The organism is Puniceicoccus vermicola (genome assembly GCF_014230055.1).
GTDB lineage: Bacteria > Verrucomicrobiota > Verrucomicrobiia > Opitutales > Puniceicoccaceae > Puniceicoccus > Puniceicoccus vermicola.
Map to the genome: position 1 here is coordinate 332,221 of NZ_JACHVA010000101.1, position 22,855 is coordinate 355,075.

The window sequence follows — 22,855 nt, forward strand, 5'->3', positions numbered from 1 at the left end:
GCTCGCCACTAGAGCTGACGCTACTCTGATCCGGCGTGTGTCTGCACCGGAAGGGGCTGTTCAGGTTCTGGCCTCTAGCAATTTGGGAGTCGACGAGTGGACCGATCCGAGCCATCTGTACTTTGAGCTGGAGAGCGCACATCAATTGAGTGCCGATTTTGAAGAGCGCTGTTACCGTGCAGATGGCCTTGCGGGATCGGTGCCGCAGGACTTCCTTCGCGTCCATGTGCAGTAGGTTGGGGCGATGGGATACTGGGTGTGATTAAAACTAAGGGAAACGTAGCTGGGTGCTTTAGCCCCAGTCAGGGCGGTCGACAGATCGAGTGAATACAGACTTGATGACGGCGTCTAAAGAACGCTGCTACGAAGAAAGCTCTCCCCGGTGTGAATCACGCCCGATACGAATTCACCACATCGTGTAGCGCTTGCATTCGTCGGAAAAATCTACCAGAATACATTTAAGAAATTTCTTGAACTACCCCGTGCCCCATGAAATTACTTCTGCCCCTTGGTCTTCTTGCGTTAACGACTCAGTTCGCCTCCGCCGCGAGTATCAATTTTATCGGTCGAACGGATCTCGCCTCTGCAGCTGCGTTTGATCTGACCGAAATCGGGACAACTGACTGGGCCTATTGGGATTCCGCGGTGACCACGAGCCCAGGTGTCAGTGGCACTGCGACGAATGAAATGGATGGCGGTTTCGGTATCGGTTCAATTTCAGTTTCAGGTATTGGCTCATATTTACGTGGCACAAGTGGTTTTGCGATTAATACAGAATTTTCATTTTCAAATGGAAGTGGTGTCGAGAGTGGTACTGAAGCAGGCGTGACCGGTTTGTTTTCTGAAGAGCTCGCTACTGCCGGCGAAGGGGTTCAGTTGGACATCACTCTAGCGGAAGCCGGGCAGGAGTATGTGATTAATATCTGGACGGGCGGCTTCGCCACGCAATTCGCCACGGTTGTGGGTTCTATGAATGGGGCGGAGAGTTATACGTCTGGCAACACAGGTGGGTCTGGATTTGGCGGTGCGTATGGAGACAGCGCGTCGCCTCGAGAACCTTATTTGTATACATTTAACGTCATCGCCGATAATCCAAACGAAGTGTTTAACTTCAGTATCGCAACGGCAGGGACTCAAAGCTCTTCCAGTCATGTTCTCATTGCTGCGGCATCGATTGCTGCTGTTCCCGAGCCAGGCACCTATGCCTTGCTGGCTGGCTTTTGCATGCTGGGCTTCGTTATGATGCGCCGTCGATCATATAGGTGAAATCTAACCTAACTGGTAAAGCTTTAAAGAATTTGTCATTTTACATAATTTCGCTGAAACTCTTTCCTGATACTTCAAGTTGCTTACAACTTACCCCACAATCATCAAATTATGAAAAACCTACTTATATTAAGCGTATTAGCCTTCTCTGCACAGATTGTTACGGCTCAGACGATAGTCTACGATAACGAGTTTACATCCACTGGCTTGGACAACACGGGAAGCGGATGGTCACTTCCGGGCGGCGGTGTTTACAATAACACCATCGGCGCTAACGTAATTACCTACGCCACGACTCAAGTTGCGGCAGCAGCAGGCGTTGATTTCAGCATGACTTCCACATTCAACTTTGGAGTAGCCCCTCTGGGATCAGGAACCACGCTGGGGTTTGCGGCATTGGCCGACAGCGCCACTCTGGCAGATGATTATCTACTCGCTGACTTGAACCCATCCACCGGTGTGTTTCGACTTTTCTCTATCGGTGGAGCGGGATTAATCAACAGCGCCACATTTTCATCCTCAATCGGTGTTTTACCAGATTATACACTCACCTTGGCAGGCGTATACGATGGAGCAGATCTAGATCTTACGCTTACCTTGGATAACGGCACTACCTCTCAGTATATTTCGGGAACCTTGGCCGCAGCTGATTTGGCATCAATGGGGGATTACTTCGGCTATCGTCATCGGACTGCCACAGGCGGATCTCTGAACGTCGATTACGACAATCTGACCATCAGTGCAGTTCCAGAGCCAGGCACCTTTGCCTTACTGGCTGGATGTTTGGCCTTGAGCGCAGTGATGGTTCGCCGTCGAAAATAACTTTTAGGGTTATTTGGGGTAACAGGCGCGAGCGAAAGCTCGCGCTTTTTTTTGAGTCTGCGAAGCATCGCGTAGATGCTTAGATTCTTGTACAAATTTGAAAAAGATGACGCACAGGTTCCATCACATCGTGTTCTATCTATGTTCCAGTTTGTGGCTCGCTGCTTTGCCGGTTCAGGATCGTGAGATTTGGGTCAGTGGTTACTATCCGGGGTGGATACAGGAAACGGTGGCTCCAGCGGCCTTGCCTTGGGATTCGATCACGCACCTACTTCATTTCGGGGGAACTGTGCAAGCTGATGGTTCGATTACGCTCGAGGATTTCAAGCTGACGCCATCGCATATCAAAGCGACGGTAGCCGCCGCCCATCGTTCACAAAAGCGAGTGTTGCTGGTTCTCGGTGGCGCCTATACTGCGGAGGGATTTCGGGGGGCCTCCTCCGATCTGAACCGCGAGCGATTTATCGCCAACATTGTGTCTTTAGTGAATGTATACGGCTATGACGGTGTGGATTTAGATTGGGAGCCTTTGGAGCAGCAGTACAATGCGGCTTTCCAACAACTCGTGCGCCCTTGCGCTCGGCTTTGAAGCAAGACAATCCCCATTCACTTCTGACGGCGGCTACAGGGCCGGATCCGATTCAAAATCGTCATCTTGGACAAGTCTTTGCGGGCTTACAGGAGCATTTTGATCAAATTGATTTGATGACTTACGTGCTCTCCGGGCCATGGCCAGGGTGGATGACCTGGCACGGTTCGCCGCTGTATAGTGGAGGCCTTCACTTCACAGGAGGGCGCGAACTTCCGTCCATCGAAAGCAATGCCCGGAATTTTCTAGAGGCAGGCGTGAAGCCGCAAAAACTGGGGATCGGGCTGGCTTTTCATGGCGATGTCTGGACGGGCGGGACTGGCACTTCAACCGGAGGCGTCACCGCCCCGCAACAAACTTGGGATATCGCGCCGATGCTCAAAAATGATGTGCCTTATTCTGAAATTTTGAGTCGCTACGATTTGCCAAAACACGGTCACTTCGATGTTGTGACTCAGACGCCTTACCTTTCAATTGATCAGAAGGGTTCGGCGCGGGATGTTTTTGTCTCCTACAACGATCCCGTGGGGATCACGGCCCGCTTGCATTTTTTGGAGGATTTGGGCTTGGGCGGGTGTATCATCTGGCACCTCGGCCAGGATCTCATGCCTTCAGGCCAGCAGCCTTTGGCGGATGCCGTCGCGACTTTTCTAAAAGAATGAGGCCAGTAGATCTGTGAACTCAATTTTTACCAACGCCTGACCATAAGTGGGCCAGTTGTGGACTTAATGGGTCGCTGTTCAATGCGACCAGAATAAATAAGACGTTGGTAGGATATGCTCCGCTTCCTCTGCAACTCCAGCGACCGCAGGAAATGATCGGTTAACTTAGCCGCTCATTAGCCAGATCGTATGGGATTATGCTTGAACCAGCACTTGGTTGGTCGCTTCCGCGCGCTCAAAGGGAATGAGGTCTGTCTCTAACTTTTGACCATTTAGATAAATGCCGGGCGTTTCGGAGCCGTTTTGTATGGTGATCTCGAAGCGCTTGCCCCGGAAGGTGCGCTTGATTTTGACCTCCGGCCAATGCGATGGCAGGCAGGGGGCGATGCGCAGGCCGTCGTATTCCGGGCGGATGCCAAGGATGTATTGTGTTGCCGCGTGGTAATTCCAAGTAGCGCTCCCGGAGAGCCAGGAGACCCGCCCGGTGCCGAAACGCGGGCTGAATTTGCTATGGGTGCTCTGGCAAACCACATAGGGCTCCACTTCGCGTAGATCGGCGCGGTCGTTGTAGGTCGCGGGCATGGAGGCTTTGAAGTATTGCCAGGCTTGGTCTCCGTTGCCGAGCATGGCTTCGGCCATCACGGCCCAGCCCTGAGTGTGATTGAAGATGCCGGCGTTTTCCTTCATACCGGGATTGAATAGCACGCCGAGCATGACACTTGGGTCAGTCTTTACATAGGCAGGTGCGCAGAGCATGACACCAAACTCGGTGGACAATTGCTCCTTCAAAGCCTTCATGGTTCGCTCGGCCCGGCTGCTGTCTGCGTGACCACTGATCACTGACCAGGCTTGAGGGTTCATAAAGATGGAGCCTTCTTCGTTCTCCTTAGAGCCAAACTTCAAGCCATCATAGCGGTAGGCACGGAGATACCATTCGCCATCCCAAGCATGCTCCGCCAGCGCCGCGTCGTAAGTGGTGAGCTTTGCGGTGGCCCATTCAACCTCCGATTCCTCCCCGAGACGTTGACAGATGTCGATGTATTCACGCAGAGCGAGGCGAAGTTGGAAGGCTACGAAAATGGATTCACCGGCTTCGCCGAGTCGCAGGCAGTCATTCCAATCGGCGTGCAAGCCGCAGGGAAGCCCATGGGCGCCGCAGCGATCAAAGTTGAACTCCATCGCACGTCGCATGTGACCGAGCACGGTGGCTTCGCCTTTGTCGGCATAAGGGAGCACTTTTTTATAGAATTCAATGGCGCCCGATTCTTTGACGTATTCCGGAACCGCGTTGAAAAACCACAAGCAGTCATCGGCGCGGTAATGCTCCGGCTCTTTCATGGCGCCCGGGGTGTGGGCAAAAGGTTTGACCACGGGGAGGGCACCACCGTTGGAGAGTTGTCCGGTGAGGAGTAGTTCGATTCGGCGGTGGGCTTCGTTGAGCTCCATGCCCATCGCGCCAAGCATGTCCTGCATGGTGTCGCGGAAGCCGAGACCGTCGCGCTCACCCGCGTAGACGAGACTCGCCGTGCGCGACCAGTAGAAGGTCATTAGGCAATTATACGGAGCCCAGGTGTTGAGCATGCTGTTGAAGGCGTCATCCGGAGTTTCGACTGAGAAGGACTCAAACTTCCGGTGCGTCTCCGTTGTGATGGCGTGCAATGCCGCGTCGATCGATTCTGTCGTGGCCATGGCATCACAGGCCGCTAGCCCTTCGATATCGGCTTTTCCGACACCAAAGATACAGGCAAAGGTTTTGCTTTCGCCGGGAGCGAGCTGAAGCTCGATTTCAAAGGCGGCTGCGGGCATGTCACCGATTGCGGTTGAGTTGGAGCAACGCCCCTTGACCACAGCTTCAGGAGCACTGTAGCTACCATAGGTGCCGAGAAAGCTGGTCAAATCAGAGTCAAAGGCATTGGCCTTAATTCCAGTTAAACCGAAGAAAGTGTGCCGCGCCTGATCCTTGTTTTCAAAGTGCTCCGGATCTTCGGGCATGTTAATATTACTACCGATGTCGATGAGCTGTGTGTTGCCTGAAGTCGCGCAGATATACTGGTTATACTGGAGGTTTTTGTTGTCGTCCTCTGCGCTCCAGTTGCACTGCGGTTCGAGGCAGGGAAATAGCTTAAGCGTGCGAGGTTCTGAGCTGTGGTTGGTGACGGAAACCTTCCAGACTTCATAAAGCGCGCCGGATGGCGTGAAGTAGGTGACTTCACTGGAAATCGAGTCGTAGGTGGACTCGATGGTGGTGTAGCCGGTGCCGTGTCGGCAGGTGCTTTTAAATTGATCCAGTGGTTTGCCCACCGGCACCCATGAGTTACTCCAAAAGTCGCCATTGGCCTGATTGCGCAAATAGAGGTAGCGGCCATTCAGCTCGCCCGGCATGGCGTTGAACTTGTAGCGCGTCAGTTTACCCTGGGCGGCCGATCGATAAAAGGTGTAGCCGCCGGCATTGTTGGTGATGACGCCACCAAAATTTGCGTTGCCGATGTAGTTGCTCCAAGGGCGGGGCGTATTCGGTTTCGTGATCACGTATTCACGTCGTGCGTCGTCAAAGTGTCCGTATGATTGATTCATATAAAAAAATCCAAAGTAACAGGCGTCGATTATTCCGACCTGATGTATGTTAAAAGGTAATGCTTACGTCGTAGTGCGGTTCACCAAAGGGCAGGCAGGTGTCTTCGATCACTTGGCCGTTGACGTTGATTTGCAAGGGTTGGTCGGTGGCTCCGCGTTTGAGTTCGATGTCGTAGCTTGAACTGCGGAATTGTCGGTGCAGTTTGGCATGATCCCATTCGTCCGGCATGCAGGGCGCGACCTGAAGTCCAGAGGCAGTTGCGCGTATGCCGAGAATGCTCTCCACCATCACCCAGAGCATCCAGGGGGCGGTGCCAGTCGAGTGGTGTCGGCTGGAAACCCCAAATTCGCAGGTGTCAGTCAGGCCGTAGTAATAGTTGGGCACGAAGATCGGAGCCTGACTATTGCGGCTCGGTGGATTATCGGCGTTTAGCGGGAGATTGCGGAGCAGTTCGCGCAGGGCGGAGGAGCCGTCGCCGAGGAAGCAATCCGCGTAGGCTTTGAACATGCCAGCGTGACAGTAAATCGAGCCATTCTCACTGGTGCCGGGCTGTTTGATACTGATCCGTCCCCAGCGCTCATTCCAATCGGTGAATGCAGGGGCCAGCAGTAGGGCGCCGGCTTCGGTTTCCATGGACTGGATCGCTTTGAGCACGGATGGCATACGCTCTTCGCGAATGTAACCGGCCATGATTGCCCAGGTTTGACTGTTGAGAAAGATTTTACCTTCAGTGTCTCCCGGCGTTCCCAGGGAAACACCGTCGTCATCGTATCCAGTTATTAACCACGATCCGTTCCAGCAATGCTGATCGATCACTTGGCGCAGCGTTTGGTCGAGCTCCTGAAAACGCTTCACTTGCTCGAGATGGCCGAGCTCGCCGAGCACTTCAGTCAGCATTTGCACGGCTACCCCCAATGCGCAGGTCGTCCATGTCGATTCTCCGAGTCCTTTACGCCCGGGGCCGTTGATCGGGTCGGTCCAATCGCCATCGCCGAAGAGACACAGCCCGTGACTGCCACGATCGATGGCCAAGCGATCAACTGCTCGTATCAAATTATCCAATACAGTGGCTTTTTCGTTGCTGTCATGGAAGCCCAGCGATTCATTGAGGAAATCATAGGATCCGTTTTGGTTGGCGATAATGATGGTGCAAATGACTAGCCAGATACCACCGTCCAGATAATTCAGGGCGCAGACATCGCCCTGATTGCCGTCTCCAGCGGACCACCACTGGCGTAGGTAACCATCAGCATTTTGCAAAGGGATGCGGGTGCGTAGGTAATCGAGTGCCGCGGTGGGATCAAGTAGAGCGAAGCCCAGGCAGTCCTGTAACTGATTGCGAATCGGGAAGCCACCTGCCAGGCGATTGAGTCGGCTCTGGAAAACGATTTGCTTTTGCAGCCAATGGTTGAAGAAGGCGTTGAGTGTGCTGTCGGGTGTTTCGATGCTCAGCTGGTCACGGTAATTCGCTTCCGCACTCAGGACGCGTTCGAGTGCCGCATCAAAAGCGGCCACGCTGCAGAATTCTTTTCGAAGCGCGGCGACATCGGCCTCGCTGCGCTCCATGCCGACGAAGAAGCCAATTTCTTTCGATTCATTGGGGGCCAGTTCGATGTCGTGGTGAAGCGCGCCGACCGGGAATTCCGACAAGCAGGGCTTACCCGAGCACTGTCCATTGCGGACCGCGGCCGGAATGGTGTGGAAACTGGGGCCACCGAAGAAAATGCGCTCATTGGACTCACCGGAAGTCGCTTGCTCTGTGCTGAACATAAAACGCAGTGTATGTTTATCCTTCAGGCGCTCGTAATCACGGTAGTGCAGGTGGTGCGGAAAAAAGTGACTATAGCAGGTGCTCTCCTCTGGACTATACCAAGCATTGGAGCGCATGGGGCCCCCATCCTCGAAGGGAAATACGGTGAAGAGGGCGAGCTTGCGGGCTTCCGATGAAGTGTTCGTGAGGCGGACAGTCCAGAGTTCACGGCTGCCGGAGACGGGGACAAATCCCCGGACGTTGGATTCGATCCCCGCGCGTCGGCCCGCGTAGGTGCAGTGGCTGGGGGAGTGAATCGCTTCGTAGTGGTCCATCTGCTTGTTGAGCGGTTGAACGGTAAGGTTCCAGCAGTCGTCGGTAGATTCGTCCTTCACGTAAAAGTAGCGATAGATGGATGGAAGGTCGCGGGCGGGTGCTTGCAGCATGCGAGTGCGGCCTTGTGCGCATTGGTCCAGCTCAATGTAGTAATCCGGATTGAACAAGTAGTTCTTCCAACTGGCCGGTGGATTGGCGGTGTGAATGTGCAGCGCACCATCGTTGGTGTGGAAGTCGAATAACTCGGCTTCTTTCGAGATCAGTGATGTGTTGTTCATACCGGGCTGTCGTCGCGTAGGCTCCATAATGTCGGGGGGGGATTTTACCATCTACGGCCTTTATACGGGTTGGGGGAATAAAGACCTAAAAGTGAGTCATTTTGTGGCGATTGGGGGGCGTTCACAAGATTGAGCAAGCTTTATCAGTTAGGTTGTCCTAACTGATAAAGTAGCTAATGTCTTTTCAAAATTCAGAGAGTCATCGTTAATACGAGGTGTCAGCAGATGGTTAAATTATGCTCAAGAACGATATTGGGCTGCACCTGCCTTTCCTCCCCCCCCCGCAATGTTATTTACTAAGCCTTTCACTCTCAGATACAAAATCGCATGCCTGCTGTTTTCGGTGATCGCTTTGCTCCATGCACAGTCCCTGCAAGGCGCATTGCCTATGTCTCCGGATGAATTTTTGCAAAGTGTTGAGTTCTCGTATGGGGAGAATGAGGTGCAGTTTTCTTATTTAACTGCAGCTGATGACTCAGAGGGCGCATTGACGATGCAAGTCTCTTCTGATTTAGTGAATTGGGATCCGATCGAGGGTGTGGCGGAGGTCATTAATAGCTACTTGATCGATAGCCGTCTTATAGAAAACACGGCTGTGTTTCAGGGGGAGAACGCTAAGCGTTTATTTTTCCGGTATCAGTATCTGGATATGGAGAAGCTTTCTTCTTACACGCTCTATGGGCTTGAAGATGACCGAGAGGTCAGTAGTGACGGAACGCTTGGTGATGACTCGATCATGAATTCCGGCTACTCTGGTAGCACTGGGCTAAATCTTGTCGTCGTATTTAAATTGCCCGAACTAGAGGAAGGGGAAACGTTTTCAGGTGCCAGTCTCCGATTTTACTTGGAGGGGATTGATGGAAGCCCCTCGTTTAATGCCGATTTGTATGCGCTCGGCGTATTCAGTTCGTCGGATGTTTCGGTGAATGACTTTTATGCCGGTTCCAGTGATCCGGGTGCGACGCTTATAAAAGATGATTTGCTGGTGCCTTCCAGTAGCAGCGGTCAGATAATTGTTAGTGATCAAGCTCTGGCCGACTATTTGAATGTGGCTTACGACTTTGATACCGCTGGGGAGCAGTATGTCTTTTTTCGTCTGAATCCGGATGTTGCGGGGTTGGATGACTATAGTGGCTATCGAGTTTACAGTGCTGATTCGGGTAATGAGTTGTCAGTCGTGCCGACACTCTCATTCGATGCAGTTGATATGAACCCTGTTTGGACCTCGGTTCCTTTAGGCGGTGGTGGTTACGTTACTGGTTTAGCGAGCAATGCCGACGGTAGTGCGATTTACTGTCGGACAGATGTGGGTGGTGCCTTTCGTTGGTCGCCAACCGAGAACGATCCTCAGGGAAATGGCACGTGGGTATCCATTAGTGATTACATGGTTCCTCTGGGAACTTCGGGTGCTCAAGATTTGATGGGCGTTGAATCGATAGCAACCGATCCGAATAATCCGAGCCGTGTCTATGTGGGGGCGGGCAATAAGATCCTTGTATCCGAAGACTACGGCGGCACTTGGACGGAGATCTTGTCCGGCTTGTCGATGACTCCCAATTTACCGACGAATCGCTTCTTCGGCGAGCGCTTGGTGGTGGAACCGAATGATCCGGATACGATCTGGTATGGTTCTGTCGCTGCAGGTTTACAGAAGGGTGTTAAATCCGGCAGCACCTGGAACTGGACGGTCGTGCCCGCCAGTTCGGTGCCATTCGGTGAGCCGTCTTCCGGTGGAACTCGGGGCGGTGTTTCCTTTGTTGTCTGTGATCCGAATGGTGGCAGCACGATCACCTATGCCGGTGTATTTGATGGCAGCTCAAGCCCAACGACAGGCGGTATTTACAAGACAACCGACGGCACGAACTGGACCAAAGTCTCCAGCAGTTTTGTGATGCCACGTCGTGCACAACTCGCTGCGAACGGAACCCTTTATATTGCAGCCGGCACTGAAGGCCTCTTCAAGCTGCCGCGTGGCGGTTTGATCAGTGAGGTTTCCCCAACATCGGGGCCGGACTACAACGGTGTGGCGACCGACCCGAACGATAGCACAGGCAATACGGTTTACGTGGCTGATCGCGACTCTCCCAAGATCTGGCGTTCGACCGATGGCGGGGCAAACTGGTCAGAGCAAACATCGAATAGTCAGGTCAGGCAGGAGCCGGATGGAACCCCGACTTTGAATGGCTATTGGTTTGGCAATACATCCTCTTTGCTGATCAATCCAGCCGATTCCAATGAGCTCTGGGTGTCCGACTTCTTTGGTGTGGCACGCACCCGCGATGCCCAGAATCTGGGTGGAACTGGCTCGACTTGGTATATGTTGCAGCACGGTCAGGATGAAACGGTTGTGTTGGATCTTAAGAACGCGCCAACGGGCCCTGCTTTGGTTACAGGACTGGGGGACATCTCTGGTTTCTATTATCAGGATACCACGCTTCGTCCTACTGGGAGTAATGGTGACGAACTCGCCAATCCATCAAAATACAATACAACCAGTTTAGATTTTAGTGAAGGGCATTACAATGTCTGGGCCCGTGCTTGGAGTGGCGTTTATGGAAATGGCAGTGGTGGCTATTCCACAGATGGGGGGCAGACCTGGTTGCTTTTTGGCCAAATAGATCAACAAACGATTAATAGCGGTGCAGCGGGGTGGGAGAGTTGGGACCTTAGCACTTATTTAGCTACTCAACAGGCGAAAGGCGTCACGACGGTTACGCTCGTGATCGCATCGGATTCGGCGACAGATTTCACCAAGACCCCAATCGAATTCGACTCGAACGAGGCGTCAGACTCCAGTGTGCGGCCACAGTTGATTATTAATAATGACACAGGTTCCCCTTATGCGCCCTCAGCGGATACCTATGTGAACGGATATACGAATTATGAGGATAAAAATTACGGTAGTTTTGATGTGCTACGTGTGGCGCATACTTACACCACGAATACGAGGGATGATCGCCAGATCTATTTGAAACTGGACTTGAGTAGTCTGCCGACAATCACATCTGCATCACTCAAACTACACCGCCAAAGTGCAAGCTCAGGGATCGAATACAAGGTGGGTGTCTTTGCTGCCCCTAGCACCAGTTGGACAGAGTCTGGACTTACATGGAATAATCGACCGCGGACTTATGCCAGCAGTAACTTAAGTCGTAATCCTTTCGCCGAGCCACGCTATCGGACCGGGGCTGGCTCTAATATGGATGGTGGACGTATTGCTGTCTCTTCGACGGATCCGGACGTGCTCGTCTGGCTGCCAATTGGGTTGAACTCGAAAAAGGCGCATTACAGTAATGACCGTGGTGTGACCTGGACTCAATCCACCGGAGGACCTACCTCGGAAATCAGTGGTGTCTACACGAATGGATACACTAATAGAGAATCTGCCAAACCGCTTGCTGCCGATGGGGGGAATGGTAATTTCTACATGGCCAATTTTGGTGGATCGAGCCACCAAATCTACAAGAGCACGAACAATGGTGTTTCCTGGTCTTTGGCTTCGACTATTGATAATAACAATAGCTATAATATGCTGACGCCACAGCTAATTGCTGCGCCGCCATCCCCTGAATATCCATCCGGTGGCGATATCTGGGTCTGCGACGATTCCGCATACAATGGTAATGGTGGAGGTGGAGGACTTTGGCGCTCGACCGACTCTGCCGGATCTTGGACAAAGATCAGTGGTGTGGGTCGAGTGACAGCGGTGAGCTTTGGTAAGGCGCAGTCAGGATCCGGATATACCGTCTTTGTTTATGGATACGTGAACTCTGTGCCCGGTGTTTACCGTTCGGATGACTACGGAAGCACGTGGACCAAGTTGGCAGATCCGACTATTGCGAGAGTGACCTCAATTACTGGTGACCGCCAAAACTACGGACGCGTCTTTATCGGCACTGCAGGTCGAGGTGTGTTCCAATACGAGTGATCGGGAACGCCTATTCCGAGCAGGGCTTCCTGATTATTTCCGAAGCACCCGAAGTATCGATTAACTTCGACTATGTAACCGAGCAAACGCTCAAGGCACACCAGAAGGTGCTGACGGAGCTGATCGAGCGTGACCGCAACTATCCGTCGGTTATTATGTGGTCGGTCGCGAATGAGGCGACGACGAACCGCGAAGACTCGATTCCGTATTTTAAATCGCTTTCCGAGCTTGTGCGTTCGATGGATTCGACACGTCCCGTGATCATGGTCACCTGCAAGGCGGAGAACGACCTTGTGATGGACTTCTTCGACGTGGTGAGGGTGAATCTCTATCCCGGTTGGTATCATCTGCCGGGGCAAGTTTCCAAGGCCCAGGATGATCTGCGCGAGACCCTCGAGAAAATGTATGCGAAGTTCAAGAAGCCGATTTTTATCACGGAGTTTGGAGCGAATACCATTCCCGGACGACATGCACTGCCAGGGGAGCGGTGGAGCTAGGAGTATCAGACTGAGCTGACGCTTGGATTGATCGAAGTGATGCGCGACTTGGACTACGTGGTCGGCGAGCACATCTGGAACTTTGCAGACTTCCGGACGGCTCAAAATTTCGCTCGCGTGGGTGGAAATAAGAAGGGTGCTTTTTCGCGGGAACGACAGCCCAAGATGGTGGCCCACTTTGTGCGCAAGGTCTGGGCGGAGCCGCGCTACGAAGCTTAAAATATAAAGTTCATCGATGCCTTTCCTTGTAATCGACGTATGAACCCAATATGAGCAGTGCTCATTCAAGGTCGTCGACGGACGACCCACCTCAGAATCTGACAGTTGGCTCGTTCGTTTCGCTTTTGCTGAGTTGGAACTCGACTTCTTGGGTCTGCCCCTGATGGGAGACTCGGACGGTGTAGTCTCCGTAGAAGCCGCGTCCCGAGAAAGTGCCATCGTTTTGAGTCTGTCCGCTGAGTGTCGTCCACCAAACCTCACGAGTGAGGCGCTTCCACTCCCGGCCGTTCAATTTCTCCCGCCAGTCTTTGGTGTAAAGGGCGGACTCCGGACGCCAATGCGCGCCTGCCCAAAAACCCCAGCATTGGACGCCGACTGTCGCCGGGTGGCTGAAGACAATCGTGAGAAAGTCTCGGGTATAGTCACCCAGTAATGATTCGTCGTCAGTTTGGATATCAAACTCTGTGATACGGATATTGAGTTTTGGGAATGCATTGTGAAATTGGTCCAGAATTCTGTAAACTTTTTCAATGGAAGTCGGGCTCGTTCCGAAGTGGCCTTGTAGGCCGAGGCCTGTGACGGGGGCGCCGTTCTCCAAGAGGTAGTCCAACTTCTGAATATAGTCTTCATGGTGAATGATGTCGCGGCCGTTGTCGGAGAGGATACCGGCATCGTTGATGTAGAGCGCGTGAGTCGGGAGGTGTTGACGCGCTTCTTTAAACCAGCCGACCATGACTTGATCGCCGAATGCATCCATCAGATAGTGATCGTGATAGGGTTCGTTGAGGACATCCCACTCGTCGAGGTAATCTGCGGTCGCTGTGGTAATGTTCTCGATATGATCCAGCACGATCTGCTTGGCAATGGGGTCGGCGGACTGTGGATCGTTTGCGGGTAAGTAGGGTTGAATACGCTTGCCCATGTGCTTCTTTGACGGCCATACGAGAACATGCCCGCGGGTGTAGAAATCGTAGTCTTTTAGCCATTTGAGCGCCTTCAGTGTGACCGGCTGCTTGAAGTGGCCGCCCCATTCGCTTTCCCATGGGCCCCATTTGAGGGCGTTCTCCATGCCGCTTTGATTAAAAAGCTCCAGCACCTTTTGGCGGTAGATCTCGGCATCTTTGGTTTTTCCGGTAATGAGTGCAGGTGTGACCACGGATCCAAAGTGGTAGGCATGGCGTTGTTGGCGGACTTCGACTGTGGCTCCGGCAACTGGTTTTCCGTCCAGAGTCGTCACCCGGACATGGAAGTCCCCTTTGCGATAGCGCTCAATGCGTTTATTGGCCGCGACGCGCCATAACGCATCGATTTCGCGGCCTGCGTAGGTGGTTTTCGTTTTCGGGAAATCTGATGGATCGACCCCGTCTCCATAATTGAGAAATTCAATCCCACCGACTTCCCAGATCTGAGCTTTTGAGCCGCCGCCAGCTCCAATGAGCAGGGAGAGTTGTCCTTTTGGTAAGGTGTCGGTGACTTTGGCGGGGAGGGTGTATTCCTTCCATTCTTTGGAGGCAGTGATTTCACGAATCAGGTATTTTTTGTACTTGGGCTTTGGACCTTGTACAAAAACCGTGGCAAAACCTTCTCCGGTTTCTTCTGCATTTTGGATAGAACGGAAATAGAGACGGATGAGCAGGGTGTCGCCGGATGCAACTGCTTGATTCGCTGGTAGTGAAATGCACCCATTGTAGAAATGACCACTGGGCTGTATGACATGGACTCGCATCGCTTGCTGAAATGAGGGATGTTCAGCTACGACTGGCTCAGCGCGAGCTACGGAGGCATTGTTGTGCTTTCCTGGGTAGAAGCTCCATTGGTGTGGAGAGATGTCTTCGGGGAGTAGGGATGCCCCGCTAAAGGGAGGTAGGGCTTCCGCATTCAAGCAGTTTGTGCCAGCTATGCTCAGGCAAAGGATGGATAAGAGTCGATGTAGATGCATTGGAGTCAGGGGATTCTCGCGGAAGAAGCAGTTTTGCTGGTTGAATCCGTCTTGCTCGGACGATGGGCGGACTTCTGAGTTTTAATCTTTCGGTGGGAGGTGCAAGAGCACCAATAACTGTATCAGTTAGGGGTGGGCTAACAGTAAATTGACTCGTTCGCAGGGTTGCCTAATTGATAAAGTAATGAGCGTCTTCCCCATTTTACTCAGTTAGCTATCATCTAGCATTTATTAATACGTTAGATGCACGGTTATCTTTATGCCATCCCTTTAGTTATGATTCAAACATTTACACACCCACGTTCTTGTCGCTTTTCCACTGATTTCCATTTGGAAGTAAATGGCCTGCCGGTGGAAGTCTTGCGCACCGATGCCGCCGATTTTGCACTCTTTGTCTATGATGCCACACAGGGCGTTGCCGAGGTGGTCGTTACCGTGCTCGATGGTGGGGGGGATACGCCTGTCATTCGTCCCCTCAGAGTGGGCATTCGCGCAGAAGTGCAGGAAGATCAAAAAGTGAGTCTGACCATTCAAGCGGCTAAAAAGCTCAGTATGGAAATTCCGGGTCGTCGCCCTCTGTATATCTGGGCCAACGCGCCTGAAGAGAATCCTCCGCAGGAGGGGGATCCTGATGTATTATTCTTTAAAGGCGGTCATAGTTACGACGTTGGGTGCTTGAATATGGAATCCGGGCAAACGCTCTACATTGAAGGCGGTGCCGTCTTTAAAGGCCGTATCAGCACACAAGGGAAGAGTGAGGTGACCATCCGCGGGTTTGGAATCTTTGATGGTAGCTATTATGAAGGTGAGGATGTGCCCTCCATTTTCTTTGAACGCTGCAAGCATGTATTGATTCGTGATATTACGATGATCTATCCGAGTGGGTGGATGATTGTTCCGGGCGCTTGTGAGCATGTCGAAATCTGCAATGTAAAGCAGATCGGGGAGATTATGTGCACGGATGGGATCGATGTTGTCGGCTCCAAGTATGTGCATATCCATGACTGCTTCCTGCGTAATAACGACGACTGTGTGGTGGTGAAGGCGTTTAATATGAAGCGTCCGTGCCCGGATCTGTGTGCAGATTTGAGAGTTTGTCCCGATGAGATTTTAGTGGAGAATTGCACCCTTGTGAATGACCATTCTGGGAATGCCATGGAGATCGGGCATGAACTCTCCGTTGAGCGAGTATCCAATGTGACTTTTCGCAACATTGATGTCATCAGTGTGCACGGCCAAGGCGCTGTCTTCTCCCTTCATAATAATGACCGGGCGATCATCGAGAATGTGTTGTTCGAAGATATCAGGATCGAGCATTGCTGGGATAAATTTATTGATTTTCGCATTTCGAAATCACGCTTCAGCAGTGATGACGAGCGCGGTCATATCCGCAATGTGACGCTACGGAATATCAATTGGTGGCGCCCCTCGCATAATGAAGGATACACGATTTCCATTATGGGTGGTTGGGATGCCGAGCATCTGATCGAGAATGTTACTTTCGAGAATGTCTGCATCAACGGCGTTCCGATTCAGCATATTGATGAATTGGAAATCACGATGAGATATTCTGAAGGGATAACTCTCTTGGAAAGTGCTTCCGCAGTGCTAGTTCAATAGTGCCCAGAAAATAGCGCGAATCCGGATGACGAGGATCTTGACGCGGTGATTTGGGCTTACTGCGGAGGAGGAAGAGATTTCCTATGAAGATGCTAGCGATATTGGCTTTGGCGATTTTGGCAGGGTTGAAATCTTTGGCCGCCGACGAATCGCAGCCGAATATACTGATCATATTCGTAGATGATCTCGGTTATGAGACCATCGGAGCTTATGGGGCGTTAGACTTTGAAACGCCTGAAATCGACCGAATGGCAGCTGAGGGGATACTCATGGACCGTGCATACACGAGTCCGGTCTGTACTCCCAGCCGCGTGAGTCTTCACACAGGTTTGTACACCTCGGATCATGGGCAGACCAATGTGTTGGAGGTGCATAAGGGCACTGGAGATCAGGTGGACTTTGACCGGTTTTCTACCTTTGCGCAGTTGTTCCGTGATCACGGCTATGCAACCTCGGTGACGGGCAAATGGCAGCTGGCAACGTTGACTGAACACCCAGAACATATCCGCTCTGCTGGCTTTGACTCCTGGTATGTCTGGCAGATCTGGGATGGTAAGACGAAAACCAGCCGATACTACCAGCCGTACTATAATCATGACGGCATCGTCGTGACCGGCGTGGAGCATCAATTCGGCCCGGATCTAATGCGTGACTATGTTGAAGAGTCGATGGCCCTGTGTAGTCAGGTAGAGAAGCCATTCTTAATCGTTCATAACATGGTATTGCCCCATGTTCCTATTGTGCCGACGCCTTCAGATTTGGCTTCAGGGAATGAAGCTTCGCTCGCGACGATGGTGAGCTACCTGGATCAAGAGGTTGGACAGCTTCTCGATACGATTGAGGCACTTGGAATCCGTGAAAATACCTACGTCTTTTTCATTGGAGACAATGGGACGCAAGCCGAGTCGGTTCGTAGGACGGTAGATGGTTCGGTGGTCGACGGGAAATGGAGTCTGACCGAAGGTGGCACACATGTTCCCTTCATAGTTTGGGGGCCGAGTTCGATTCCGGAAGGGGAAACTCTGGACGTTTTGGTCGATATCGTGGATGTCTTTCCGACCCTAGCAGATCTCGCGGGAATTCCCATACCGGAAGAGTTTCATTTGGGCGGCTTCAGTATCGCGAATCAGATACGTGGCGGCTCTGGGCAGGAAGCCTCTCGTCAATGGGTGCACCAAGGAATTGGTAGCAATGAATCTGTTTTTGATGGGGAGTGGCGATTGAACAGTGATGGTCAACTTTTCGATTGTCGGAATTTACCTGTAATGGTGCCGGTGGTTACGAAAACCCCTGAGAGTGAAGAGGCGCGCGCGCGGTTGAATGAAATATTCGGGCAAATAGGCCACGACTGAACTCTATGCCTTATTTTACGTGAAAGTCTTCATGGACGCATCTCTGACGAGTGTTATCCCGAATTCGCAAATGTTTTACAGTTATGACAGCCCGAAATCGAGGCAGCGCAAGGCTCAGGCTTCCGATGCGTATCGAGATACGTTCCGAAGCCTGTAACGCCGCGAACCTTGCTTTCAGGCGCATCCCTTTGGGACGGGCGGGGAACAAGCCTGAGCCGCGTTACCCCGATTGGCACGGGTCTCGACCCGCCTCCAATCGAGGCGCCTTGCTCAGGCTTGTTCCCCCATCTCGCGATAACTATTAAACCTTTGCGAATTCGGTATTATTCGTTGTGGAATGCAGGATGCACCGGGACTTGCGGGAAATGGCCTGCGGGTGATTCGAATCAGCAAGTTCAGCGAGCGGCCTAATCATCCCAACTGAGAACAACGGGATTCCGATCTCGTGATTTAGTGGAAAAGATCTAGCCCCAGTCTAGGCAGCTTGGGCTAGCGCTGGACGACTTTTCGAAACTTCAAAACCGTGGTACAGTGTTTCTGACCCCGTGGGCGAGAGATTTGGGTAGCTCGGCCGAGATGAACTTCGATTAAGGTTGTTGCTAACGCTGTCTCGGCATTGCGTAAGGATTGATCCAGGTAGGGGGGGAGAGGCATCTTGTTTTACCGGTCCAGCGTCTCGCTCATCGAGGAGCTTAGTTAGTGATACGAGGGTATTCTCGCCTTCTAAGGGGTGATCGGAGGTGGTGGTTTGCTGTCGATCACATTGCGAAGATTGATGCGCTCGCCGTACGGATCTTCCTCGGATGGGTATGCGTCGGATAGCACGATAAGCGAGCGCGTTCCAGGTATGATCGCTTTCGGTCCTCCATTTCGAAGTTTCCATCCTGTTTCGCTTCCCTCGAATGCGGCGATCTTTACCCACATTTTACTTCCAGTTGGGTAGTCGAAAATGTATTCACCTCCCGACGGAATTTCAGCAAACTCTTCAGCCACTTTTGACGCTATTTTTCGATTGGAAAAGTTGAAGACGCGAGCTGTGTTAAGCGGATGCTTCTCGACAGATGCATCAACGGTACGCACTCGGATCACGGGTGGTCCAGACTCCGCCTTGCTCGACATCGTGGCTACCAATACCAAGCTTTCACCTGGAGTTTTCAACTCTGTTTCTGCGAGGTCGACTTTGACCGGTGGGAGGTCAGGATCTTCTGCGGGCATGTAGCAATACAGTGTCAATTTGCCTGAAGGTGGTGCTTCGTAGAGACCAGATAGCGCAGAATCTCCGGCGAAGAGCCGGATCTCTTCACTGCCATTTTTGTAAAAGAGCTGCGGAGCCGCGCGACGTACTCCTAAGGTGCGGAACGTTTTGGCGGAATCTTCTCGCTGAGCCTCGAGGTTGCTTGAGCTGAGGACTGCGAGCGTTACGCAGGTGAGTAACTTGATTAGATTTCTTCGGGAGTAAGCCATCGGAGTGAGACGATTTTATATTTTCGGCCAAAGGTTTGGTTTAGGTTACTGGCCAGTGAGGGATGAGTTTCGGGAGGGTTGGCATTGTCTACGTATTCTGCAGTGCGCTGCACGACAATTTCGCACCATGCACGGCCGTCGATCGCCTTTGTCGTGGGGTTTATGACCTCCCCGTAAGAGCGAATTGTGAAGGTGTCTGATCGTGCAGAGAGAGTAGAACCAATTGCAGAGAGGATATCGGCTTGTGTTAGATACTGTGGTGCAAAGGCAGATTTAGAGCTGTAGGGTGCCACTGATGTTGGTCCACCACGCATGGCGTCTATGTTATAGAATTGTCCACTGTAACTTGGAGTGTCGTCCAAGTGTAATGCTGTATCTGGATTTGCCGCAAGTGCGCCACTAGTAGTGCGATCCAGTGCCGCCTGAAGTGTACCCTTGAGGCGTTCATCCATTTGAGAGCCGTCAGGATACTGAGTATCTGGGTTGTCAACCAGGCGACGATTGATGAAGTCTGCCATTGAGATGAATGGTCCACGGTTGCGGATTTCAGTTACGATGTTATTGGCTAGCTGTGCAATCTGTTCTTCGTCCAGCTGGCGATAGCCCTGCCACGTATCGCTGTCGGTATTGGGTGCGAGAGTTGGATTGGAAAAGCGGGCCAGAGCGGATTGCAGTCGAGTTGCGGATGCAGTTTTGTCGATGGGGTCGTAGGCCAACTTATTGATGCCACCCAGAATGGCTCGCCAAGCCTGTTCGGATGTGGAGTTGATATTGAAAGCGCCTTTTATATTGAGGTGCTTTGCGGAAAGGGTTGCATCTTTGAGTTCATCTCCTGTGTATCCATCATTTACGCTGATGCGTGGGTTTGGGAGTTGGTTAGGAATGACTGTATTTGCATCGTCTGTGGACTTTCCGGTTCCAGAATGAGGAACGGTAGAGACGAAATAACGGTCCCAGATCGCGCGATTTAAGTTCCACGAATAATCGTAGTAAGTTTTAATCAGAGACGTAGGAACAGTCCCACCCGGTGTGGCCAGATAAAGCACATCATCTTCGTTTTTAATTCGAAAGTCAGCAAGACTGTTGCCAATCGCATAGGCCGGGTGCCCATTGGCAAAGCCTAAGTTTGCGTGCTGTAGCTGGCCCACGCTGAGTAGTGGTTGTGTGTCAGGGCGGAATTCAAATAAAGTTGATTGTATAGTCTCTCCGGCCCCATTGGCGTCCAGAGTATATCCTGAGGATGCATCTTCGTTGTTGCCGACAATGTATTGCGGCCAATCATTGTTCGTGGAAGATGCTGTATAGCCAGGAGTCGTACTATCCATCCCATCGCCAGTATTGAATTCAGCATCTCTTGGGTGGCGTAGCACCATAAATGCCCGAGGGTTACCTTGTGCTAACCAACGCATGCTTGATTTGGCAAAAGCAGCTTTAAACGTTTGTGCAAAGGCCGGAATGGTTGCGGTGCTCAACGGTGCTGGTCCTTGCGCCAAGCCAGAACCCGAACTATAGCCAGGGTCTGTCCCTGAGTAGGCACGTGTGAAACTTTGATACCAGCGCTTATCGCCAGTTGTCGGATCGAAGCCGATGGGTTCAGTTTCAACGACCTCGCCCAGATAGGCGCAGATCTCCCCTTGATTCATGTTTGTGCTGTCTATGTAGGAATAGGTTATATCAGCCGAGATTGTCTTATCCGCAGCTCCATTGGATCGGTTTATGGCTACACGATATTCGGTGCTCCCATCACTCGTCGGGCTTTTCTGCGAAATGGATGGCATTAGGACGTGTCCAGCCGGATTGAAGCCTTCGGTCAGGACATTCTGAGGTTCTCCGTTGGCAGGGGCATTGAAAAGCTTGTTATTTTCAGAACCTTGCAGGCTGTAGATTATGCTCTCCCCCGGTCCAATGGTTTGGGTTTCTACTACAAAGCGGAAATAGCTGTCGTAACTTCCGGTGCTGCCGGGGCCACTTCTGGTTGCACCTGCCCGATTCAAGCTTCTGGTTTCCTTAACGATCCATGGAAAATTTGGGTCTCCAGTAGGGTCGGCCTCTTGAAGCTGAAGCCACGCCTTCGAGCTGTATCGACGCTGGAATCCGACTTCGTACCGGGCTGCCGCAATTGGTACAGTATATGGGTTCCAGAGTGTGACGGTGGGAAATATTGCAAGATGGATGTCGGTGCCGCTTGGAGAGACAACATACTGAAAACCGAGGGAAAGGTAAGTGAGTACGGGTGAGATTCCGCTTTGGGTTTTAGTTGGAAGACGGGGTGTGAGTTCGGTGCCTGCAGTGGTTTGGGCAAAACTGCGCAGTTGCCCCCAAGTGGGAACGCCGAAGTCGGGGTCGACTGAGTCTCCTGTGTTGGCTTCCACTTGAAACAGTCGATCAGTATTCAGTGGGGTAGTGGCCCCGGTGGCCAGCAGAGCGGAGAGGTCTTGTTTCAACCCCCCAGCATAGGTGTCTGTAGGTATCCCTTCGGAGTATGCCGAAATATCGTGATGGCGATATCCGATCATTTTCGAGATTTTGGCATCATCGGCGATCGCTGTGCTGAGTCGGGGTAGCTGTTCGGTCGTCGTGATTCTGAGTAGTCTTTCATCGCTGGGATCATAGGCTGAAGTGCTAATGATCTTCTCGAGCATATCATCGTCCGAAAGCGTGGTGCTATCGGACATGTTGTCAGCATCCATGAGTTCGATGGCAGCTCGAGGCGATGTGACAAATGCATTGGCTGAATCCTCCAGTGTGGTTGGCATCAGGAGGTTTACTCGTGCCTTGCTTCCCTCGTCTCCGACCCACCATGCGTAGCCCCCAAGGTTGGTTGGGCTGCTGCCACTGATTTCCTTCAAAGGTGCTGCTACATAATCGATAGGGGCGTTGCCCACCGTATTGGGGCCCACGAGTAAGCGTGCAGGTTGATTCGCGATGGTGATGTCCGTGGAAAAAGCTGTTGCCGCCGTTAGATTTGTGACGGTATCGGTCGGATCGAAAGGAAGATTTGTCGGAGTAGCGGAGGTATTGCCCTGACCTTCATTGCCACTGATTAGCCAATTGGTTAGCTTGGCTTGGCTGCCCTTTCTGTCAGAAGCGGCGATGATGGCCGTTGCTGCGGAACTGGGAACCTGTTGGTAATCCGCGGTGGCTCCATTCCGATAGCTGCCTACCCAATGTCCACTGGTATCGGTTGTATTAAGCAAGTTTGCATCGATATTTGCAAGTGCGGTTGTGCGTTGATCGGGGCCGGTATACTTTTGAAGCTCTCCGAGGGCAATTGTCGCACCCAGACGGGCATTTTGCTCCGCGAGAATTAGGTCGTTGCTCCGGCTTGTTTCGACTGAGACGAGCGTGGAAATGCTCAGGAGAATGAGCAGGACAAAAGACATCAAGCTCAGGGAAATGATGAGCGCGAATCCGGTTCGTTTGGTTGCTTTGAGCTTCGGGTTCACTGAGAGAATGGGTTTCTGCTGATTGGTTATGGAGTCTAGTGGGAGCATCAAATTTACCTCGTTAGGGTTAAGTGTATATTATCTTCGGTTCCAGCTGGCACTCAGTTGCGTT

The 22,855-nt window shown here is 52.1% G+C and carries 13 protein-coding genes and 1 pseudogene; 9 read left to right on the top strand and 5 right to left on the bottom strand.

Translation table 11 applies throughout. The annotated features are described in order from the left end of the window. Positions 1-37: 37 nt before the first annotated feature. The 5 genes from H5P30_RS13455 to H5P30_RS13475 all read left to right on the top strand — a co-directional run bounded on the left by H5P30_RS13455 (position 38) and on the right by H5P30_RS13475 (position 3,339). Positions 38-235: a hypothetical protein gene (locus H5P30_RS13455; RefSeq protein ID WP_185693449.1), complete on the top strand. Its 198-nt coding sequence runs from the start codon at positions 38-40 to the stop codon at positions 233-235. Between the two features lie 254 nt (positions 236-489). Further along, positions 490-1,266 (top strand): PEP-CTERM sorting domain-containing protein, encoded by a 777-nt coding sequence (locus H5P30_RS13460; protein ID WP_185693450.1) that lies wholly within the window; start codon positions 490-492, stop codon positions 1,264-1,266. Positions 1,267-1,377: 111 nt separating this feature from the next. Next, positions 1,378-2,088, top strand: a complete 711-nt coding sequence (locus tag H5P30_RS13465) for a PEP-CTERM sorting domain-containing protein (RefSeq protein WP_185693451.1) — start codon at positions 1,378-1,380, stop codon at positions 2,086-2,088. Positions 2,089-2,194: 106 nt separating this feature from the next. Then, complete coding sequence (locus H5P30_RS13470; protein WP_185693452.1) at positions 2,195-2,677, top strand: glycosyl hydrolase family 18 protein; 483 nt, start codon at positions 2,195-2,197, stop codon at positions 2,675-2,677. Beyond that, positions 2,608-3,339 (top strand): glycosyl hydrolase family 18 protein, encoded by a 732-nt coding sequence (locus H5P30_RS13475; protein WP_185693453.1) that lies wholly within the window; start codon positions 2,608-2,610, stop codon positions 3,337-3,339. The genes H5P30_RS13470 and H5P30_RS13475 overlap by 70 nt, the downstream gene beginning before the upstream one ends. Before the next feature lie 195 nt (positions 3,340-3,534). On the opposite strand, the gene H5P30_RS13480 is transcribed toward H5P30_RS13475, so the two are convergent. Together H5P30_RS13480 and H5P30_RS13485 are read right to left on the bottom strand one after the other, a co-directional pair. Next, on the bottom strand, positions 3,535-5,913 hold the full coding sequence (locus tag H5P30_RS13480) for a glycoside hydrolase family 94 protein (protein ID WP_185693454.1): 2,379 nt from the start codon (positions 5,911-5,913) through the stop codon (positions 3,535-3,537). A 49-nt stretch (positions 5,914-5,962) separates the two neighbouring features. Further along, on the bottom strand, positions 5,963-8,329 hold the full coding sequence (locus H5P30_RS13485) for a GH36-type glycosyl hydrolase domain-containing protein (protein WP_185693455.1): 2,367 nt from the start codon (positions 8,327-8,329) through the stop codon (positions 5,963-5,965). Between the two features lie 235 nt (positions 8,330-8,564). Between H5P30_RS13485 and H5P30_RS13490 the strand changes: the two genes are divergently transcribed. Both H5P30_RS13490 and H5P30_RS22095 read left to right on the top strand, forming a co-directional pair. After that, positions 8,565-12,206, top strand: coding sequence for a DNRLRE domain-containing protein (locus H5P30_RS13490; RefSeq protein WP_185693456.1), 3,642 nt, complete (start codon positions 8,565-8,567; stop codon positions 12,204-12,206). Continuing rightward, positions 12,203-12,922: pseudogene (locus H5P30_RS22095) on the top strand (glycoside hydrolase family 2 TIM barrel-domain containing protein). Before H5P30_RS13490 ends, H5P30_RS22095 begins: the two are co-directional and overlap by 4 nt. Positions 12,923-13,013: 91 nt before the next feature. On the opposite strand, the gene H5P30_RS13505 reads toward H5P30_RS22095, so the two are convergent. After that, positions 13,014-14,861: an endo-1,4-beta-xylanase gene (locus H5P30_RS13505; protein ID WP_185693459.1), complete on the bottom strand. Its 1,848-nt coding sequence runs from the start codon at positions 14,859-14,861 to the stop codon at positions 13,014-13,016. Between the two features lie 276 nt (positions 14,862-15,137). Between H5P30_RS13505 and H5P30_RS13510 the strand changes: the two genes are divergently transcribed. Together H5P30_RS13510 and H5P30_RS13515 are read left to right on the top strand one after the other, a co-directional pair. Then, positions 15,138-16,481: a glycosyl hydrolase family 28 protein gene (locus H5P30_RS13510; protein ID WP_185693460.1), complete on the top strand. Its 1,344-nt coding sequence runs from the start codon at positions 15,138-15,140 to the stop codon at positions 16,479-16,481. A gap of 83 nt (positions 16,482-16,564) precedes the next feature. Beyond that, positions 16,565-17,833, top strand: a complete 1,269-nt coding sequence (locus H5P30_RS13515) for a sulfatase-like hydrolase/transferase (RefSeq protein WP_185693461.1) — start codon at positions 16,565-16,567, stop codon at positions 17,831-17,833. A 723-nt stretch (positions 17,834-18,556) separates the two neighbouring features. Here the strand turns inward: H5P30_RS13515 and H5P30_RS13520 are convergent. Both H5P30_RS13520 and H5P30_RS13525 read right to left on the bottom strand, forming a co-directional pair. Further along, positions 18,557-19,297 carry a hypothetical protein gene (locus tag H5P30_RS13520; RefSeq protein ID WP_185693462.1) on the bottom strand — a complete coding sequence of 247 codons (741 nt, stop codon included), beginning with the start codon at positions 19,295-19,297 and terminating at the stop codon, positions 18,557-18,559. Next, positions 19,273-22,743 carry a hypothetical protein gene (locus H5P30_RS13525; RefSeq protein WP_185693463.1) on the bottom strand — a complete coding sequence of 1,157 codons (3,471 nt, stop codon included), beginning with the start codon at positions 22,741-22,743 and terminating at the stop codon, positions 19,273-19,275. Before H5P30_RS13525 ends, H5P30_RS13520 begins: the two co-directional genes overlap by 25 nt. Positions 22,744-22,855 lie beyond the last annotated feature (112 nt).

Coding starts and splice junctions, on each gene's coding strand:
- H5P30_RS13460 (WP_185693450.1), top strand. CDS start 490: ATGAAATTACTTCTGCCCCTTGGTCTTCTTGCGTTAACGACTCAGTTC.
- H5P30_RS13520 (WP_185693462.1), bottom strand. CDS start 19,297: ATGGCTTACTCCCGAAGAAATCTAATCAAGTTACTCACCTGCGTAACG.
- H5P30_RS13510 (WP_185693460.1), top strand. CDS start 15,138: ATGATTCAAACATTTACACACCCACGTTCTTGTCGCTTTTCCACTGAT.
- H5P30_RS13465 (WP_185693451.1), top strand. CDS start 1,378: ATGAAAAACCTACTTATATTAAGCGTATTAGCCTTCTCTGCACAGATT.
- H5P30_RS13515 (WP_185693461.1), top strand. CDS start 16,565: ATGAAGATGCTAGCGATATTGGCTTTGGCGATTTTGGCAGGGTTGAAA.
- H5P30_RS13470 (WP_185693452.1), top strand. CDS start 2,195: ATGACGCACAGGTTCCATCACATCGTGTTCTATCTATGTTCCAGTTTG.
- H5P30_RS13480 (WP_185693454.1), bottom strand. CDS start 5,913: ATGAATCAATCATACGGACACTTTGACGACGCACGACGTGAATACGTG.
- H5P30_RS13485 (WP_185693455.1), bottom strand. CDS start 8,329: ATGGTAAAATCCCCCCCCGACATTATGGAGCCTACGCGACGACAGCCC.
- H5P30_RS13490 (WP_185693456.1), top strand. CDS start 8,565: ATGTTATTTACTAAGCCTTTCACTCTCAGATACAAAATCGCATGCCTG.
- H5P30_RS13505 (WP_185693459.1), bottom strand. CDS start 14,861: ATGCATCTACATCGACTCTTATCCATCCTTTGCCTGAGCATAGCTGGC.